Below are 16,973 nucleotides of genomic sequence, written 5' to 3' on the forward strand. Positions count from 1 at the left end.
TACCGGTCAGACGCCGTGCGGGATGGCCGCCCAGCCCTCGACGTCGCTGGGCTTGCGGGTGTCCGGGCCGACGTAGCGGGCGGACGGGCGGACCAGCCGCTGCAGACGCTTCTGCTCCAGGATGTGCGCGCTCCAGCCGCCCATCCGGGCGCAGGTGAACATCGACGTGAACATGTGCGCGGGCACCTCGGCGAAGTCCAGGACCACAGCCGACCAGAACTCGACGTTGGTGGCCAGTACCCGGTCGGGGCGGCGGGCCTGCAGCTCGGCGAGGGCGGCCTTCTCCAGCGCCTCGGCGATCTCGAAGCGCGGTGCGCCCAGCTCCTTGGCGGTGCGCCGGAGCACGCGGGCGCGCGGGTCCTCGGCACGGTAGACCCGGTGGCCGAAGCCCATCAGCCGCTCGCCGCGGTCCAGGACGCCCTTGACGTAGCCCTCCGCGTCGCCGCTGCGCTCCACGGCCTCCAACATGCTGAGCACGCGCGACGGCGCGCCGCCGTGCAGCGGCCCGGAGAGAGCGCCGATGCCCGACGAGATGCAGGCCGCGGCGTCCGCCCCGGTGGAGGCGACGATGCGCGCGGTGAAGGTGGAGGCGTTCAGGCCGTGCTCGGCGGCCGAGATGAAGTACGCGTCGACGGCCTTGACGTGCCGGGGGTCCGGCTCGCCCCGCCAGCGCTTCATGAACCGCTCGACGATGGTCTGCGCCTTGTCGATCTCCTTCTGCGGCACCGCGGGCAGGCCGAGGCCACGGGCGGACTGTGCGACGAAGGAGAGCGCGGTCACCGACACCCGGGCGAGGTCGGCACGGGCCTGCTCGTCGGAGATGTCCAGCAGCTGGCTGAGCCCCCAGTACGGGGCCAGCATCGCGACCGCCGACTGCACGTCGACCCGGATGTCGCCGGAGTGCACAGGCACCGGGAACGGCTCCGCCGGCGGCAGGCCCGGCCCGAACCGGCCGTCGACGAGCAGCGCCCAGACGTTGCCGAACGAGACCTGGCCGATCAGATCCTCGATGTCGACCCCGCGATAGCGCAGCGCGCCACCCTCGCGGTCGGGTTCGGCGATCTCGGTCTCGAAGGCGACGACGCCCTCCAGACCGGGTTTGAAATCGGCCATGTCGCTCTCCTGCATCTGCTCGGTGCGCCTGATCAGCTGAGTCGGCCCGGTCGGCCGAGCGCCTTAGGCGACCCTCAGGGATGTGTTCGGAACATCTTGCCTGCTGTGTAACCGGATACGCGACCCGCTGCGACTGTGCTGCACACGACATCTGAGGACGCGCATTCTCCGCGTCACTCGGTGAGACTGGGCGATGCGGACTGGCCAGCGCGGGAGGGTGCTGGTCGGGTCGCCGAGGAGGAGTGGGGACGTGACGGGCGACACACCCGCCCCGGCCGCGATGCGTAACGAGTACGCCGCGGACCTGGGCCTGACCGAAGCTGACCTGGCCGCCGACTGGCACACCCAGTTCGACAGCTGGTTCGCCGACGCGGTGGCCTTCGGGCTGCCCGAGCCGAACGCGATGGTGGTGGGCACCGCCGACCCGGCCGGCCGGCCGAGCGGGCGGACGGTGCTGCTGAAGGGGTACGACCCGGAGGGTTTCGTCTTCTTCACCAACCACCTGTCGCGCAAGGGCGTCGAGGCGACCGCCAACCCGTACGCCAGCCTGGTCTTTCCGTGGTTTCCCATGCAGCGTCAGGTGGTGGTCGCCGGGTCGATCGCCCCGGTCGACCAGGCGGTGACCGAGTCGTACTTCGCGAGCCGGCCACGCGGCTCGCAGGTGGGCGCGTGGGCCAGCCCGCAGTCGCAGGTGGTGCCGGACCGGGCCGCGCTGGAGGAGCGCTACCGGGAGGTGGCCGACCGGTACGCCGACGCGGACGTCATCCCGACCCCGCCGCACTGGGGTGGTCTGCGCGTCCGGCCGGACTCGGTGGAGTTCTGGCAGGGGCGGGCCGGCCGGTTGCACGACCGGCTCCGCTTCCGTCGCCTCGACGCGGGCGACTGGGTCGTCGAGCGGCTGGCGCCGTGACGGGCGTACAGGAGGCCCGGCCGCGCGGAGCGCGCCGCTGGGCGATCGACGTCCGCCCGCTGCGCGTACCGGCGTACCGGCGGCTGTGGCTCGGCAACACCGTGGCGATGTTCGGCTTCCAGTTCACCGCCGTCGCCGTGCCGGTGGAGATGTACGCGCTGACCCGGGACTCGTTCTGGGTGGGCCTGCTGGGTGTGGCTGCGTTCGTACCCCTGCTGATCTTCGGGCTCTGGGGCGGCGCGGTGGCCGACGCCCGCGACCGCCGGGCGGTGCTGCTCGGCGGGTCATTGTTGCTTTGGGCATCCACCCTCGGGCTGCTGGTCCAGGCGCTGCTGAACGTGGGCAGCCCGGTGCTGCTGCTGGCGTTGATGGCGGTGCAGTCCGTGGCGTTCGCGATCACCTCGCCGGCCCGCAGCGCCATGCTGCCCCGGCTGGTGCCGGACGACCTGGTGGCGTCGGCCACCACCCTGAACTACACGACCTTCACCGCGGCCTCGGTCGCCGGCCCGCTCGCCGCCGGCCTGATCCTCTCCGCCTCGCCGGACACCACTGTCGTCCTGCCGATCGCGTATGGATTGGACGCGGTGCTGTTCACCGCCATGCTGTGGGCCGCGCTGCGGCTGCCCTCGCTCCCGCCCGAGCCGACCGCCGACGGCCAGGCCCGACGTGCCGGCCTGGCCAGCGTGATCGACGGATTCCGGTACCTCGCCACCACGCCGGTGCTGCTGCTCTCCTTCGGCGTGGACCTGATCGCGATGATCCTGGCCATGCCGAGGGCGCTGTTCCCGGAGATCGCCCACGAGCGGTTCGGTGGCGGCGGCTCGGTCGGCCTGCTCTACAGCGCCATCGCGATCGGCTCCATGATCGGCGGACTGACCTCCGGCTGGATCGGTCGGCTCCGCAGGCAGGGGGTCGGCCTGGTGGTCGCGGTGGTCGGCTGGGGCCTGGCGATCGCCGCCGCCGGGCTCGCCCACCAGCTCTGGCTGATGGTCCTGCTGCTCGCCGTGGCCGGCGCCGCCGACCTGGTAAGCGCCGTACTGCGCCAGTCCATGCTGCTGGTGTACGCGCCGGACCGGATGCGCGGTCGGCTCCAGGGCGTCAACACGGTGGTGGTGGCCGGCGGGCCGCGCCTGGGTGACCTGCGGGCCGGCACCATGGCCGCCGGTCTCGGCGGTGGGGTGGCCTGGGTCGCCGGTGGGCTCGCCTCGGCGGTGCTCGTGGTGGTGCTCGCGGTCGCCTTCCCGGCGCTGCTGCGCTACCGGGCCACGACGGCGTCGAGCGGCGACAAGCCGTGACCGGTTAGGGTCGCCGACATGGAAAGCCCCGACCAGCGCCCCTTCTCCGGCGCACAGTGGACCATCGCCGCCGCGGGCCACGAGGCCGTCATCGTGGAGGTGGGCGGCGGGCTGCGGACGTACCGGCACGACGGCGTCGACCTGCTCGACGGGTACCGCGCCGACGAGGTGTGCCCCGGCTGCGCCGGGCAGGTGCTCGCGCCCTGGCCGAACCGGATCCGCGACGGCCGCTACCCGTTCGCCGACCGGACGCACCAGCTCGCGCTGACCGAGCCGGAGCGGCACGTCGCCATCCACGGGCTGGTCAACTGGGTGCCGTGGCGGCTGCTGGAGCAGTCCGTAGACGCGGTGACCCTCGGCTACGACCTGCCGCCGCAGCCCGGCTACGAGTGGCCGCTGCGACTGGTCAGCCGGTGGAGCGTCGGCGCGGACGGTCTGCGCGCCGAGCACGAGGTGACGAACATCGGCGCCGAGGTGGCCCCGTTCGGTTTCTCCGTGCACCCGTACCTGCAACTGCCGGGTGTCGCGGTGGACGACCTGGTCATGCGGCTGCCGGCGCGTACCCGCGTGCTGGTGGACGGTCGGCTGCTCCCGGTCGGGGTGACCCCGGTGGCGGGCACCGAGTACGACTGGACCAGCCCGCGTCGGATCGGCGGCGCGGAGTTGGACGCCTGCTTCGGCGAGGTGATCCGCGACGCCGACGGCGGTTCCTCGGTGAGCCTGGCCGCGCCGGACTCGTCGTCCGGGGTGAGCATCTGGGCGGACGCGGAGTTCGGCTGGTGGCAGGTGTTCACCGGGGACGCGCTCACCGGCGAGCGGCACCGGCGCTCGGTGGCGATCGAGCCGATGACCTGCCCGCCGGACGCGTTCCGCTCGGGCAAGGACGTGCTCACCCTCAAGCCCGGCACGACCTGGCGGGGTGCCTGGGGCATCCGTCCCGGAGCCTGATGGAGTTCGCCGAGGTCGTCCGCCGTCGGCGGATGGTGCGCAACTACGACCCGGACCGTCCCGTCCCGCCCGACGTGCTGGACCGGCTGCTCGACCACGCCGTCCACGCCCCGTCGGCGGGGTTCGCCCAGGGCTGGGGCTTCCTCGTGCTGGAGGAGGCGGCCGACCGGGAACTGTTCTGGGCCGCCACCACCCCGGAGGGCGGAGGCCGGGAGCGCTGGCTGGCGGGAATGCGCCGGGCGCCGCTCATCGTGGTGCCGCACGCCAACGAGTCCGCCTACCTGCGGCGGTACGCGGAGCCGGACAAGGGTTGGACGGACCGGTCGGCCGACCGCTGGCCGGTGCCCTACTGGCACGTGGACACCGGCTTCGCCGCGCTGCTGATGCTGCTCACCGCCGTGGACGAGGGGCTGGGGGCGTGCTTCTTCGGGATTCCGCCGCAGCGGTTGGCCGCCTACCGGGACGCGTTCGGCGTGCCGGAGGAGTACCAGCCCATCGGCGCCGTCACAATCGGTTACCGCGCACCGGACCATCGGTCACCGTCGCTGCGCCGGGGACGGCGCGGCATGGACGAGGTGGTACGGCGCGGACGGTGGAGTTGAGCGGGCCGTCCCGTTCGTCCGGCTTGAGGATCGGACGAGCGATAGCGAAACTGACATCGGGGAGCAGAACGACTCGTGCGCTGGGCGGCTAGGCTGGCACGGTCATCGGTGCCGCGCCACGCGGTGCCCGCCGCGGCCCGGCTCGGCGTCGTCGGTCGGCCCGGCCACGGGGAGGGGAGCGTGCCGTCGTGATCTTCAGAGCGGTCCGGGACGGGCGTCCCTACCCGGAGCACAACCTGACGCTCAAGCAGTGGGCGGAGATTCCGCCCCGTCCGCTGCGCCTGGATCAGTTGATCACCACCAAGCGCGAGTTGGCGCTCGACAAGCTCCTCGCCGAGGACTCGACCTTCTACGGCGACCTCTTTCCGCACGTGGTCCAGTGGAACGGTGGGCTCTACCTGGAAGACGGGCTGCACCGCGCCCTGCGCGCCGCCCTGCAACAGCGCAACCAGATCCACGCCCGCGTGCTGGTGCTCAGCGGGCCGATCGAGTGAAGCGACGCTGGCTGAGGCTTCGTTAAGGTGACGGCATGACTGCCCTCGATCTGCTCGACCTGGACCCTTCGCTCAGCGCGGAGGAGCGGCAGATCCGCGACGTCGTCCGCCAGCTCGTCGACGACCGGGTCCGCCCGCACGTCGCCGACTGGTACGAGCAGGGCCGCGTGCCGGCCCGCGAGCTGGCCCTGGAGTTCGGCAAACTCGGTCTGCTCGGCATGCACCTGACCGGCTACGGCTGCGCCGGCGCCTCCGCTGTCGCGTACGGGCTGGCCTGCCAGGAGCTGGAGGCCGGCGACTCCGGGCTCCGCTCACTGGTCTCGGTGCAGGGCTCACTGGCGATGTACGCCATCTGGCGCTACGGCAGCGAGGAGCAGAAGCAGCGCTGGCTGCCGGCGATGGCCACCGGCGAGGCGATCGGCTGCTTCGGCCTGACCGAGCCCGACCACGGCTCCGACCCGGCGTCCATGACCACCCGCGCACGGCGCGACGGGGACGACTGGATCCTCACCGGCGCCAAGATGTGGATCACCAACGCGCCGATCGCCGACGTGGCAGTCATCTGGGCACGCACCGACGAGGGCGTACGCGGATTCGCCGTACCCATGGACACGCCCGGCGTCACGGCCCGCGAGATCGGCCGCAAGATGTCCCTGCGCGCGTCGGTGACCGGCGAGATCGCGCTCGACGACGTCCGGCTCCCGGCCGACGCCCAACTTCCCGAGGCGGTCGGGCTCAAGGCGCCGTTGAGCTGCCTCACCGAGGCCCGGTACGGCATCGTCTGGGGCTCGCTCGGCGCGGCACGGGACTGCCTGGAGACCGCCCTGGCGTACGCCACCAGCCGTACCCAGTTCGGTCGGCCGCTGGCCGGGTTCCAACTCACCCAGGCCAAGCTCGCCGACATGGCAGTCGAACTGGTCAAGGGTCAACTGCTCGCGCTGCACCTCGGCCGGCTCGCCGACGCCGGCCGACTCCGCCCGGAGCAGGTGAGCGTGGGCAAGCTGAACAACGTGCGGGAGGCCCTGGCCATCGCCCGGCAGTGCCGCACCATCCTCGGCGCCAACGGCGTCTCCGGGGAGTACCCGGTGATGCGGCACGCGAACAACCTGGAGAGCGTGCTGACGTACGAGGGCACGTCCGAGATCCACCAGCTCGTCGTCGGTCAGCGGCTCACCGGGCTCTCCGCGTTCGCCTGACCTGCCCGTTTACGCATTCCGGCCGCTCGACGCGCGGCTGTCGTACGGGGGCCGTACCGTCATTGGTAGACGACGTGTCTGACGAGGACGGTGAGTGTGATGGCCCGCGAAGCTGGCATCAACGAGCCCACGAGGGAGTTCCCCGGTTACCCGACCGGCGACGACCTCAAGGAGCGCTCGGCGGCGACACCCGACCCGATGACGGACACACCCGGTGGCCCCCCGAGCGGTGGGCAAGGCGGAGCCGGTGGGGGCGGCGGTGCGAACGGGGGCGGTGGTGCGGCCCGCGGGCTGCTCCTGCTGCTCGGTGCCGCCGCGCTGGCCGTGGTGGTGCTGCTCGGCGTGCAGGCGACCGGGTTCCTGCCCGATTTCCGTAACCCGTTCGCCAAGGAGCAGACCGACCGCAGCCAGCCGCCGCTGCTGAAGTCGATCCAGGACCTCAGCCGCTACGTGGCCGCCGAAGGCAACTTCCAGGTAGTGGTCGACACCCAGAACGACAGGCGCAACGTCCCGGACTTCCTGCTCAACGAACGCACCCTGTTCGTCGGGGCCGGCAGCGTCGAGGCGTACGTCGACTTCACCAAGATCGGTGAGGGTGCCATCGTGCAGTCCGCCGACGGCAAGTCGGTCGAGATCAAACTGCCCGCGCCGCAGCTCGGCGAGACCAATCTCGACATGGAGAAGAGCTACGTCTTCGCCGAGAAGCGGGGTCTGCTCAACCGGCTCGGCGACCTGGTCGGCAACGACCCCAACCGGCAGCAGCAGGTCTACCAGCTGGCCGAGGAACGGATCACCGCCGCCGCCCGGGACAGCGGGCTCTCCGCCCGCGCCGAGGAGAACACCCGCAAGATGCTGGAGGGGCTGCTGCGCTCGCTGGGCTTCCAGCAGGTCACTGTCACCTACACCGCACCCTGACCCGGGACACCTCCCCACCTCCGCCGTACCGCGCGGAAGCGCCCGCCCCGACGACCGTCGGAGCGGGCGCTTCCCTGTAGTGCCGCGCGCGGCCCGCGCCGGCCCTCCGTTCAAGATCTGCGGTCGGGGCGGGTTTCGGGGCAGTGGTCAGTGGCCGGTGGAGGCGAGGTAGCGGTCTTCGTTCGGCATGAGGACCCAGAGGATCAGGTAGACGATCACCTGGGTGCCGGGCAGCAGCAGCGACAGCAGGAACAGCAGCCGAACCATCCCGGCGGACATGCCGAACCGCTGACCGAGGCCGGCGCAGACACCGGCGAGCATGCGCCCCTGGCGGGGCCGAACCAGTTTGCGACTCATCGTCGTACTCCCACTCTGCGGCGGTGCGCCGCGTCTGCAATCCACGGTACGAAGGGGTGGCCATCCCGCCCTCGGTCCCGAGGAGGATCGGCGACTCGTGGACCCGTAGGTGCATTACCCGGGCCAACCCTCCCCGACTCCTCCCACACCCGTCCCCCGGATCTTGCGGCGGTGAGCTGCCGGGAGGGTGGTGAGCTGGGCGGGTAGGCTCGCTGGTCGGGCACCCACATCCCGGGTGGCCGGCGGCCACCCGACCGGGCGGCCACGAGCGGGGCTGCCAGACCGGTGGCCACGACCGGGCGGCTCCCGCACCACGGGACGACGCCGAGGAAGCGCAGCCATGATCAGTGTTTTCGACCTCTTCAGCGTCGGCATCGGGCCGTCCAGCTCGCACACGGTCGGGCCGATGCGGGCCGCCCGTACGTTCGTGGCGGGGCTCAAGGCCGACGGGCTGCTCACCGAGACGGCGCGGGTGCAGGCCGAGCTGTTCGGTTCGCTGGGCGCCACCGGGCACGGGCACGGCAGCGACCGGGCGGTGCTGCTGGGGCTGGCCGGCGAGGCGCCGGAGACGGTCGACACCGACACCGTCGGTCCTCGCGTCGAGCGGATCCGCGCCGAGCGGCGGATCAGCCTGCTGGACGCGCACGAGATCGACTTCGATCCGGACCGGGACCTGACGCTGCACCGCCGCCGGTCGCTGCCGTACCACCCGAACGGGATGACCTTCGTGGCCTTCGACGCGGCCGGGGTGCAGGTGAGGGCGCGGAGCTACTACTCCGTCGGCGGTGGCTTCGTGGTGGACGAGGCGGCGGCGGGCGCGGACCGCATCAAGCCGGACAGCACGCGGGTGCGGTACCCGTTCCTGACCGGGGCGCAGCTGCTGGAGGTCACCACGCGCACCGGGCTGTCGATAAGCGAGGTGATGCTGGCCAACGAGCGCTCGTGGCGCAGCGAGGCGGAGATCCGGGCGGGCCTGCTGGAGATCTGGCGGGTGATGCGGGAGTGCGTGCAGCGCGGCTGCGAGCGGGACGGCGTACTCCCTGGGGGTTTGAAGGTCCGGCGGCGTGCGGCGGAGCTGCGGCGCGGCCTGGAGGCGGAGGCCGGGACGGCGGACCCGCTGCACGCGATGGACTGGGTGACGTTGTTCGCGCTCGCGGTGAACGAGGAGAACGCGGCAGGCGGGCGGGTGGTGACCGCGCCGACGAACGGCGCGGCGGGGATCATCCCGGCGGTGCTGCACTACTACAGCCGCTTCGTTCCGAACGCCGACGACGACGGCGTGGTGCGGTTCCTGTTGACGGCCGGTGCGATCGGCGTGCTGTTCAAGGAGAACGCGTCGATCTCCGGCGCGGAGGTCGGCTGCCAGGGTGAGGTCGGCTCGGCGTGCTCGATGGCGGCGGCGGGGCTGGCCGAGGCGCTCGGTGGCACCCCGGAGCAGGTGGAGAACGCCGCCGAGATCGGGATGGAGCACAACCTCGGCCTGACCTGTGACCCGGTGGGTGGCCTGGTGCAGATCCCCTGCATCGAGCGGAACGCGGTGGCTAGCATCAAGGCGATCACGGCGGCCCGGTTGGCCCTGCGCGGCGACGGTGTGCACAAGGTGTCGCTGGACAAGGTCATCAAGACCATGCGGGAGACGGGCGCCGACATGAAGGTCAAGTACAAGGAGACGGCGCGCGGCGGTCTGGCCGTCAACGTGATCGAGTGCTGAGTCCGGTCGATTCGGGGCAGTCGTTCACCGACTGCTAGCCTGTCGTCCGTTTCAGGAGGCGGGAGGTTGCGGTGACCTCTGGCGTCGCGGCCCTGTGGTCGCACCGCAACTCGCTGCGCATCCTGGTCCGACGGGATCTGGCGGTCAAGTACCAGCAGTCGGTGCTGGGCTACTTCTGGTCGCTGATCGAGCCCCTCGGCATGGGCGCCATCTACTGGTTCGTCTTCGGCGTGCTCTACTCCCGGGACACCGGGCGGCACCTCGGCGAGGCGGCCGGCTCGTACCCGCTGTTCCTGATCACCGGGATCTTCGCCTGGATGTGGGCCAGCTCGGCGTTGAGTGAGGCCACCAACGCGTTGACCGGCCAGTCCCGGTTGATCACCACGATGAACGTGCCACGGCAGGTCTTCCCGATCGGTCGGGTCACCGGGCGGTTCGCCGAGTACGCGGCCGGCCTGCCGATCCTGATCGCCATCGCGGTGATCTACGCGGCGCATGGTCGGATCCACCCCGGTTGGTCGCTGCTCGCCCTGCCGCTCGCGGTGACGGTGCAGGCGGTGCTGCTGGTCGGGCTGGCCCTGCTGCTGTCGGCGTGGAACGTGCTGATGCGCGACGTGGAGCGGGTCCTGCGGTTGATCATCCGGGTGCTGTTCTACGCCACGCCGATCATCTATCCGCTCAGCCTGGTCCGGGAGTCCAACCTGCCGGGCTGGCTGAAGGTGGTGTACGAGCTGAACCCGCTGGTCGGGATCTTCCAACTGCACCACGCGATCTGGTACCCGGACGAGTTCCCGGACGCCCGGCTGCTCGCCACCACCGTCGGCGGCAGCCTGCTGGTGCTGGCCGCCGGCTGGTGGTCGTTCCGCCGGTTGGAGCCCGCAGTGCTCAAGGAACTCTGACGTGGCCGCGCCGATCATCGAGGCGGACGGTCTGGGCATCCGGTTCGTCCGCAACCGTCGCCGCCAACTGCGGTTGCGGGAGTTGTTCATCCACCGGGGCGGGCGCGGCGCCCTGCCGGGCCAGTTCTGGCCGCTGCGCGACGTGTCGTTCGCCCTCGAGCCGGGCGAGACCGTCGGGGTGATCGGCCGCAACGGCACCGGCAAGAGCACCCTGTTGCGGCTGATCGCCGGGGTGCTCATCCCCGACGAGGGCGACATCCGGGTGCACGGGGCGGTGGCGCCGCTGCTGGAGTTGTCCGCCGGCTTCTCCAACGACCTGACCGGGCGGGAGAACCTGCACCTGGTCGGTGGGCTGCACGGACTGTCGGCGAGCTACCTGAAGCGGCACTTCGACGAGATCGTCGAGTTCGCCGGCGAGCAGGTGGAACGGGCCATCGACACGTCGGTGCGGCACTACTCGTCGGGAATGAAGGTGCGGCTCGGCTTCGCGATCATCTCGCACCTGCCGCACCCGATCCTGCTGATGGACGAGGTGACCGCGGTCGGGGACGCGGAGTTCCGCGAGAAGTGTTACGCGACGATTGATCGTCTGCTCGGAGAGGGGCGCACGCTGGTGCTGGTGTCACACAACGAAAAGGACCTGACCCGGTTCTGCCGTCGGGGGTTGTACCTCGACGCGGGCCGGTTGACGCTCGACGGCACCATCGCCGAGGCGCTCGACGCGTACCACGCCGCGGTTCCGCGGTGACGCTCGCGATCGTGCTCGCCGCCGGGACGTCCGCGACGGGCCTGACCACCGCGTCCGGTGAGCCGCTGGCCGACCGTCTCGCGACCCAGCTGCGCCGGGCCGGGGCGACCGAGGTGCGCTTCGCCGCCACCCTCGACGAGCTGGCCGCGCTTGCCGACACCGCCGACGGGCCACTGCTGGTCAGCGGCACCGACCTGGTGGCGCACACCGCCGTACTGCGGCATCTCGCCACCAGCCCGGTGGGGCCGACGGTGGCGCTGGTGCTGACCGACCCACCGGTGCCCGGACGGACGGCCGTGCGCGAGGAGCGCGGCCAGATCGTCGACGCCGGCCCGCTGGACGCCCTCGACGGCGACGCCACAGGCGTGTTCGGTGGCGCGTTGCGCGTCGGCGTCGACGACCTGCCGACCCTGGCCGCCGCCGCGCGGGCCGCCGCCGTCGGCGCGCGACCCGTCGCGGTTCCGCTCGGCCCGGCCGGCGACGTGTCGCCGCTGCCGGCCGCCGAGGGAGCCGGACACGCCGGCCCCGGGTCCGCCGTGGACCGGCTCGTCGCGGGTCTCGCGGCACTCGGCACCCTGATCTTCGCTCAGCGGGTACGTCTGCTCGTGGCGCACCGGGTCGAGGACAGCGCCGGGCTGGTCGCCGCCGAAGCGGCGGTGACGGCTGTCGACGAGGACCGCGCCGAGCTACGGCTGTCGGTGAAGGAGAAGGACGACTTCTTCTCCACGTACTTCGTCAGCACCTGGTCCCCGTACGTCGTGCGGCTGGCGGCACGGATGCGGCTCACCCCGACCGGCGTCACGGTGATCTCGGTGCTGTTCGCGCTGGCCGCCGCGGTGCTGTTCGGGGTCGGTGGACGGCCGGCGCTTGTCGGTGGCGCGGTGCTGCTCTACCTCGGCTTCGTGCTGGACTGCGTCGACGGCCAGTTGGCCCGCTACACCAGGCACTTCAGCGCCTGGGGCGGCTGGCTGGACACGATGGCCGACCGGGCGAAGGAGTACCTGGTCTACGCCGGTCTCGGCTTCGGGGTGAGTCACGCCGGGCTGGGCAACGGGTGGGCGTTGGCGATCGCCGCGATGACGTTGCAGACCGTCCGGCACATGACCGACACCTGGTACGGGGTGCTGCACGACGAGGCGGCACGCCGGCCCCGGGCGGCCGGAGGCGCCAGCGGCGGGATCGGTGACCGGCTGAACGCCGCGTCGACACGGGTGCAGGCGGACACGGGCTCGCTGTCGTACTGGCTGAAGCGGACCGTGGTGTTCCCGATCGGCGAGCGGTGGGCGCTTGTCGCGCTGACCGTGGCGCTGTTCAACCCGCTGGTCAGCCTCATCGCGGTGCTGGTCTGGGGCGCGTTGGCGTTCGCGTACACCGGTGCCCTGCGTACGCTGCGGGCTCGCTGGATGCGGGTGCCGGTGCTGGACACGGTCGACGCGACCCTGCACCGCGACGACGGCCCGTTGGCCCGCCGGATGCCGGTGGTCCGCCCGATGGGGCCGCTCACGCTGGCGGTGCTCGCCGCGCTCGGCCCGGCGGTGCTGCTGGTCGCGGCCCTGGTCGGTGACGCGCCGGACGGGCTGCGCTGGGCGGTGCCGGTGGCGTTGCTGGTGCTGCTGGCCGGTGGCCTCGGTGCCGGCGCCGCGCACAACGGTCCGCTGGACTGGCTGGTCCCGGCGGCGCTGCGGGCCGCCGAGTACCTGTTCGCGATAGCGGTCGGGGTGGTCGGCGGCGCGCCGGGGTGGCTGATCTTCGGCTACGTCTTCGTGCTCACCGTGCACCACTACGACCTGACCGCCCGGCTGGAGAAGCGGCAGACGGCGCCACCACTGCACGCCGCGACGCTGGGCTGGGACGGACGGTCGGCGCTCCTGGCCCTCGCGGCGATTGCCGGCGTCCTGAGTATCGGCATGGCTACACTCGGTGCGTACCTTCTCGTGGTTTTCGTGGCGAGCGCCGTCCTGGCCTGGTTCGTCCGGCCGGCCCGTAGCGCGCGGGCGTCGGCCGCGCCGGTGGGCGCGGGAGGTGTCGCACCGCGCTGACGGAGGGACGGCCGGATGACCCTGCTCAGTTTCGTGGTGCCGGCCTTCCGGGTGCAGGGCTACCTGCGCGAATGCCTGGACTCGATCCTCGGCCAGTCGGAGACCGACCTCGAGGTGATCGCCGTCGACGACTGCTCGCCGGACGCCAGCGGCGACATCATCGACGAGTACGCGGCCCGCGACCAGCGGGTCCGGTCGGTCCGACTGTCGGAGAACGTCGGCCTCGGTCCAGCCCGCAACATCGGGCTGGACCAGGCCGTCGGCGAGTACGTGTGGTTTCTCGACGGGGACGACTGGCTGGTGCCGGACTGCCTGCCGAAGGTGGCCGAGCGACTGCGCGCGACCCGGCCGGACGTGCTGCTGGTGGACCACGTCCGGACGCACTGGAACGACACCGCCACCCGCAGCGCGATGGCCGAGGTGTTCCCGGAGTCGCCCGGGACGGCCACCTTCCGACTGCGGGAGCGGCCGGAGGCGATGCGGCTGCTGCACACCGCGTGGAACCGGCTGGTTCGCCGGGAGTTCCTGGTCGAGCTGGGGTTGCGCTTCTCGGACGGCTGGTACGAGGACGTGTCGTTCAGCTACCCGGTGCTGATGGCGGCGCAGCGGATCGGCATACTGGATCGGGTCTGCGTCAACTACCGGCAGCGCCGCGCCGGCGCGATCACGAAGACCCGCGGGGACCGGCACTTCGAGGTGTTCCCGCAGTGGCACCGGGTCTTCCACCTGATGGATGCCTGGTCACCGGCGGTGGACGCGCTGCGGCCGGCGGTCTTCGAACGGATGATCTGGCACTACCTGACGGTGCTCGGCAACGGTCAGCGGATCGCCCCGGAACTGCGGGAGGCGTTCTTCGCGCAGATCACCGCCGACTACGCGCGGTGGCTGCCGGACGGCGGATATCCCGTGCCGGAGGGTGTCGAGGGGGTCAAGCACCGACTGGTGGCGGCCGGCCGGTGGCGGACGTTCAGCGCGTTGCGGGCCGCCAGCCGGGCTCGTGACACGGCCCGCAGGCAGGCACGTACCGCCCGACGTCGGGTCGGGCCGGTGGCCCGGCGCGGCGCGCGGCTGACCCGCGACGGGCTGCTGCGCGAGTACTACCGGGCGGAGCTGCGCCGGCCGGTGGACCCGACGCTCGCGGTGTACGCCGCCTACTGGTACCGGGGATACTCGTGCAACCCGGCCGCGATCTACGAGGCGGCCCGCCGGCTGGCCCCGGAGGTGCGGGGCGTGTGGATCGTGCGCCGCGACCGGGTGGACGCCGTCCCGGCCGGGGTGGAGTACGTGGTCGCCGGCAGCCCGGCGTACTACCGGGTCCTCGCGCGGGCCCGGTGGTTGGTCAACAACGTGAACTACCCCGACTTCGTGCGCAAGCGGCCGGAGCAGGTGCACGTGCAGACCCACCACGGCACGCCGGTGAAGGTGATGGGTCTGGACCAGCAGCGCTACCCGATCGGCGCGGGCCGGATGGACTTCGGTGGCCTGCTGCGCCGGGTGGACCGCTGGGACTACAGCGTCAGCGCCAACAGCTTCTCCACCCAGATGTGGGACCGGGCCTATCCGGCGACCTACACGACGCTTGAGGTGGGCTATCCGCGCAACGACCGGCTGGTGACGGCCAGCCCGGACGAGGTACGCCGGCTGCGCGCGGAGTTCGGCCTCGGGCCCGACGAGCTGGTGGTGCTGTACGCCCCGACGCACCGGGAGCACCTGCCCGGCTACCGGCCGCCCTTCGATCCGGACCGGTTCGTGGCCGCGCTCGGCGACTCGGGGCGGCTGCTGATGCGCAGCCACTACTTCCACGACCGGGAGCGGCGGCCCGGCCGACCTCTGGAAGTCCAGCGGGTACGCGACGTCAGCGGCTATCAGCGCGTGGAGGATCTGTACCTGGTGGCCGACGTGCTGGTCACCGACTACTCGTCGGCGATGTTCGACTACGCCGTGCTGGACCGGCCGATCGTGCTCTACACGCCGGACTGGGAGGCGTACCGCCTGGCCCGGGGTGTCTACTTCGACGTCACCGCGGAGCCACCGGGGGCCGTGGCCACCACGTTCGCCGACCTGCTCGACCTGTTTCGCACGGACGCGGTGCGTTCGGACGCCGCGCAGAAGGCCCGCCAGCACTTCCGGGGCCGGTTCTGCGGCCTGGACGACGGGCGGGCGGCCGAGCGGGTGGTGCGCCGGGTGTTCCTGGGCGAGCAGACAGAACCGTCGGCGGGCTGCTGATCGCCTCGGCACTCGTGCCGCGTAATTGGGGTGTCATGGGCCGAACATGAGACGTTTACCCGATGTGCGAAACCAATGATCCTAGTCACAGTCTTCTGGGGGTTCGGCCGACGACCTGGGGGAGGTGACGGTGAGCACCGTCGCGCTCAAAGATGTGAGCAAGATTTTCAAGGACGGCACGTTGGCCGTCGACAGCATAAATCTGGATGTGAACGACGGCGAGTTCATGGTTTTGCTGGGGCCATCCGGCTGCGGCAAATCCACAGTGCTGCGAATGATCGCCGGATTGGAGGATCCGACACAGGGCGCCGTACTGCTGGACGGAGAGCTGGCGAACGACCTGCCGCCACGCGACCGCAAGATCGCCATGGTCTTCCAGGACTTCGCGCTCTATCCGCACATGACCGTCGGCGACAACATCGCCTTTCCGCTGCGGCTGGCCGGCGTGGAACCGGAGCCGCGCGGTGAGCGGGTCACCGACGTCGCCAGTGCCCTGGGCATCAGCGACGTCCTCGCCCGCAAGCCGGGGCAGCTCTCCGGCGGCCAGCGTCAGCGGGTCGCGATGGGCCGCGCAATCGTCCGACGACCCGGACTGTTCCTGATGGACGAGCCCCTGTCGAACCTGGACAGTGGGCTCCGCGCCGAGCTGCGCGCCGAGATCTCCGGGCTGACCCGGGAGCTGGGCGTCACCACCGTCTACGTCACCCACGACCAGGCCGAGGCGCTGACCATGGCCGACCGGGTGGCCATCATGCGCCGCGGCGTGCTCCAGGACGTGGGCACACCCACCCAGGTGTACGGCCGCCCGGCGACGCTCTACGTCGCAGCCTTCCTGGGCAGCCCCCGGATGAACCTGCTGGAGGCGTCGGTCTACGTCCACCTCGACCGGTACGTCACGCTCAACCTCGGCGACCAGTCGCTCTACCTGCCGTGGAACGACATCCGTAGCCGGGCGGTGGCGCACTACCACGGTGAGCGGATCGTGGTCGGGATGCGGGCCGAGGCGCTCACCCCGGTCGCCCCGGACAGCCCGGGTGACGTGCTGCGTGGCCGGATCCGCTACCTGGAGCACCACGGGCACGAGTCGCTGGCGTTCCTCGACATCGGGGCGACCGCGATCATGGTGGACGAGATGGGCGCGCCACTGGATCCGCCGCCGGTGGGCCAGCGAGGACTGCGCCGCTTCGGTGCGGTGATGCAGCGACTCACTGGCAAGCCGGTGGAGCCCGAGGACGTACCGAACGCCTCCGGGCAGACAAGCGTCCTCCCCGACCCGGGTCGGCACCACCGTCGCCCGGCGGAGTTGGCGGTGCGGCTGGCGCCGTACCCGGCGGTCACCGCAGGTCACCCGCTCGCCGTGTCGGTGCGGATGGACGCGCTGCACTTCTTCGACGAGCGCGGCGCCCGGATCGACGTGGGTTGGCGGTGACGCCACGCCGCGGCGGGGTGGCGGGATGTCCGTCCGGTGCCCTACCGTCTGCCCACCTGGTCCCGTTTGTGACATACCGAGAGGGGTGCAC

15 protein-coding genes are annotated in these 16,973 nt (G+C 71.7%); 13 read left to right on the forward strand and 2 right to left on the reverse strand.

Features of this window, described 5'->3' with window-relative positions; translation table 11 throughout:
* Positions 1–6 precede the first annotated feature (6 nt).
* On the reverse strand, positions 7–1,113 hold the full coding sequence (locus tag ACLQ26_RS15645; RefSeq protein WP_393290092.1) for a citrate synthase 2: 1,107 nt from the start codon (positions 1,111–1,113) through the stop codon (positions 7–9).
* A gap of 193 nt (positions 1,114–1,306) precedes the next feature.
* On the opposite strand from ACLQ26_RS15645, the gene pdxH reads away from it, so the two are divergent.
* The 7 genes from pdxH (at position 1,307) to ACLQ26_RS15680 (ending at position 7,473) form a co-directional block, all read left to right on the forward strand.
* Complete coding sequence (gene pdxH, locus ACLQ26_RS15650; protein WP_425745080.1) at positions 1,307–2,023, forward strand: pyridoxamine 5'-phosphate oxidase; 717 nt, start codon at positions 1,307–1,309, stop codon at positions 2,021–2,023.
* A complete protein-coding gene (locus ACLQ26_RS15655) occupies positions 2,020–3,318 on the forward strand; it encodes an MFS transporter (protein WP_425745081.1) in 1,299 nt (432 codons plus the stop codon). The genes pdxH and ACLQ26_RS15655 overlap by 4 nt, the downstream gene beginning before the upstream one ends.
* Positions 3,319–3,336: 18 nt before the next feature.
* On the forward strand, positions 3,337–4,266 hold the full coding sequence (locus ACLQ26_RS15660) for an aldose 1-epimerase family protein (protein WP_425745082.1): 930 nt from the start codon (positions 3,337–3,339) through the stop codon (positions 4,264–4,266).
* Positions 4,266–4,868, forward strand: coding sequence for a nitroreductase family protein (locus tag ACLQ26_RS15665; protein ID WP_425745083.1), 603 nt, complete (start codon positions 4,266–4,268; stop codon positions 4,866–4,868). Before ACLQ26_RS15660 ends, ACLQ26_RS15665 begins: the two co-directional genes overlap by 1 nt.
* Positions 4,869–5,056: 188 nt before the next feature.
* Positions 5,057–5,362, forward strand: a complete 306-nt coding sequence (locus ACLQ26_RS15670) for a type II toxin-antitoxin system VapB family antitoxin (RefSeq protein WP_089002310.1) — start codon at positions 5,057–5,059, stop codon at positions 5,360–5,362.
* Positions 5,363–5,397: 35 nt separating this feature from the next.
* Complete coding sequence (locus ACLQ26_RS15675; protein WP_425745084.1) at positions 5,398–6,558, forward strand: acyl-CoA dehydrogenase family protein; 1,161 nt, start codon at positions 5,398–5,400, stop codon at positions 6,556–6,558.
* 99 nt (positions 6,559–6,657) lie between these two features.
* Positions 6,658–7,473 (forward strand): DUF4230 domain-containing protein, encoded by an 816-nt coding sequence (locus ACLQ26_RS15680; RefSeq protein WP_425745085.1) that lies wholly within the window; start codon positions 6,658–6,660, stop codon positions 7,471–7,473.
* A gap of 147 nt (positions 7,474–7,620) precedes the next feature.
* Here ACLQ26_RS15680 and ACLQ26_RS15685 read toward each other — a convergent pair whose 3' ends face one another.
* Positions 7,621–7,830, reverse strand: coding sequence for a PspC domain-containing protein (locus ACLQ26_RS15685; protein WP_234589045.1), 210 nt, complete (start codon positions 7,828–7,830; stop codon positions 7,621–7,623).
* 340 nt (positions 7,831–8,170) lie between these two features.
* Between ACLQ26_RS15685 and ACLQ26_RS15690 the strand changes: the two genes are divergently transcribed.
* The 6 genes from ACLQ26_RS15690 to ACLQ26_RS15715 all read left to right on the forward strand — a co-directional run bounded on the left by ACLQ26_RS15690 (position 8,171) and on the right by ACLQ26_RS15715 (position 16,882).
* Entirely contained in the window at positions 8,171–9,541 is a 1,371-nt protein-coding gene (locus tag ACLQ26_RS15690; RefSeq protein ID WP_425745086.1) for an L-serine ammonia-lyase, read from the forward strand.
* 71 nt (positions 9,542–9,612) lie between these two features.
* Positions 9,613–10,440, forward strand: a complete 828-nt coding sequence (locus ACLQ26_RS15695; RefSeq protein WP_425745087.1) for an ABC transporter permease — start codon at positions 9,613–9,615, stop codon at positions 10,438–10,440.
* A gap of 1 nt (position 10,441) precedes the next feature.
* Positions 10,442–11,188, forward strand: a complete 747-nt coding sequence (locus tag ACLQ26_RS15700) for an ABC transporter ATP-binding protein (protein WP_425745088.1) — start codon at positions 10,442–10,444, stop codon at positions 11,186–11,188.
* Positions 11,185–13,227 (forward strand): DUF5941 domain-containing protein, encoded by a 2,043-nt coding sequence (locus ACLQ26_RS15705; RefSeq protein WP_425745089.1) that lies wholly within the window; start codon positions 11,185–11,187, stop codon positions 13,225–13,227. The genes ACLQ26_RS15700 and ACLQ26_RS15705 overlap by 4 nt, the downstream gene beginning before the upstream one ends.
* 15 nt (positions 13,228–13,242) lie before the next feature.
* Positions 13,243–15,453, forward strand: a complete 2,211-nt coding sequence (locus ACLQ26_RS15710; RefSeq protein ID WP_425745090.1) for a bifunctional glycosyltransferase/CDP-glycerol:glycerophosphate glycerophosphotransferase — start codon at positions 13,243–13,245, stop codon at positions 15,451–15,453.
* 130 nt (positions 15,454–15,583) lie between these two features.
* Positions 15,584–16,882 carry an ABC transporter ATP-binding protein gene (locus ACLQ26_RS15715; protein WP_425745091.1) on the forward strand — a complete coding sequence of 433 codons (1,299 nt, stop codon included), beginning with the start codon at positions 15,584–15,586 and terminating at the stop codon, positions 16,880–16,882.
* Positions 16,883–16,973: the final 91 nt, after the last annotated feature.

This window comes from Micromonospora sp. DT43 (assembly GCF_049841645.1).
Taxonomy (GTDB): domain Bacteria; phylum Actinomycetota; class Actinomycetes; order Mycobacteriales; family Micromonosporaceae; genus Micromonospora.

Bases quoted from the DNA above. Each gene is read 5' to 3' on its own strand.
- ACLQ26_RS15680 (WP_425745085.1), top strand. From the start codon at position 6,658: ATGGCCCGCGAAGCTGGCATCAACGAGCCCACGAGGGAGTTCCCCGGT.
- ACLQ26_RS15675 (WP_425745084.1), top strand. From the start codon at position 5,398: ATGACTGCCCTCGATCTGCTCGACCTGGACCCTTCGCTCAGCGCGGAG.
- ACLQ26_RS15660 (WP_425745082.1), top strand. From the start codon at position 3,337: ATGGAAAGCCCCGACCAGCGCCCCTTCTCCGGCGCACAGTGGACCATC.
- ACLQ26_RS15690 (WP_425745086.1), top strand. From the start codon at position 8,171: ATGATCAGTGTTTTCGACCTCTTCAGCGTCGGCATCGGGCCGTCCAGC.
- ACLQ26_RS15645 (WP_393290092.1), bottom strand. From the start codon at position 1,113: ATGGCCGATTTCAAACCCGGTCTGGAGGGCGTCGTCGCCTTCGAGACC.
- ACLQ26_RS15685 (WP_234589045.1), bottom strand. From the start codon at position 7,830: ATGAGTCGCAAACTGGTTCGGCCCCGCCAGGGGCGCATGCTCGCCGGT.
- ACLQ26_RS15665 (WP_425745083.1), top strand. From the start codon at position 4,266: ATGGAGTTCGCCGAGGTCGTCCGCCGTCGGCGGATGGTGCGCAACTAC.
- pdxH (WP_425745080.1), top strand. From the start codon at position 1,307: ATGCGGACTGGCCAGCGCGGGAGGGTGCTGGTCGGGTCGCCGAGGAGG.
- ACLQ26_RS15710 (WP_425745090.1), top strand. From the start codon at position 13,243: ATGACCCTGCTCAGTTTCGTGGTGCCGGCCTTCCGGGTGCAGGGCTAC.